The organism is Paenibacillus sp. 11B (assembly GCF_030487755.1).
Lineage (GTDB): Bacteria > Bacillota > Bacilli > Paenibacillales > Paenibacillaceae > Paenibacillus > Paenibacillus vandeheii.
Map to the genome: position 1 here is coordinate 1 of NZ_JAUKNS010000025.1, position 446 is coordinate 446.

Annotated in this window: 3 tRNA genes; all 3 read right to left on the minus strand. The window is 47.5% G+C overall.

The window, feature by feature from the left end:
• Nucleotides 1-12: 12 nt before the first annotated feature.
• The 3 genes from Q0V21_RS32740 to Q0V21_RS32750 all read right to left on the minus strand — a co-directional run bounded on the left by Q0V21_RS32740 (nucleotide 13) and on the right by Q0V21_RS32750 (nucleotide 364).
• Nucleotides 13-88, minus strand: a tRNA-Val gene (locus tag Q0V21_RS32740).
• Between the two features lie 124 nt (nucleotides 89-212).
• A tRNA-Glu gene (locus Q0V21_RS32745) sits at nucleotides 213-284 on the minus strand.
• Nucleotides 285-288: 4 nt separating this feature from the next.
• Nucleotides 289-364, minus strand: a tRNA-Asn gene (locus Q0V21_RS32750).
• Nucleotides 365-446: the final 82 nt, after the last annotated feature.

The following is a 446-nucleotide window of genomic DNA, read 5'->3' on the forward strand; positions in this document are numbered from 1 at the left end:
TAGAAAACTATATGGTGGAGGCTGAGGGGTTCGAACCCCCGACCCTCTGCTTGTAAGGCAGATGCTCTCCCAGCTGAGCTAAGCCTCCATATTTATGACCCGTAGGGGATACTCTCACTTCGTTCGAGACTACGAAGCAGTTGCTAACTAAGTTTATCCTCCGACGAACCTTTGGGATTCTCATCCCTTTTTTAAGCTAAAAAATAAAGCTATGACCCGTAGGGGATTCGAACCCCTGTTACCTCCGTGAAAGGGAGGTGTCTTAACCCCTTGACCAACGGGCCTTAATGGCTCCCCGAACAGGGCTCGAACCTGTGACAACTCGATTAACAGTCGAGTGCTCTACCAACTGAGCTATCAGGGAATATTAATGCATCTGCAGTGCAAATGCAATCCATCGTACAACGTCAACACGCAAAATCTGTTTTCTATGTAGGATGAAAGAG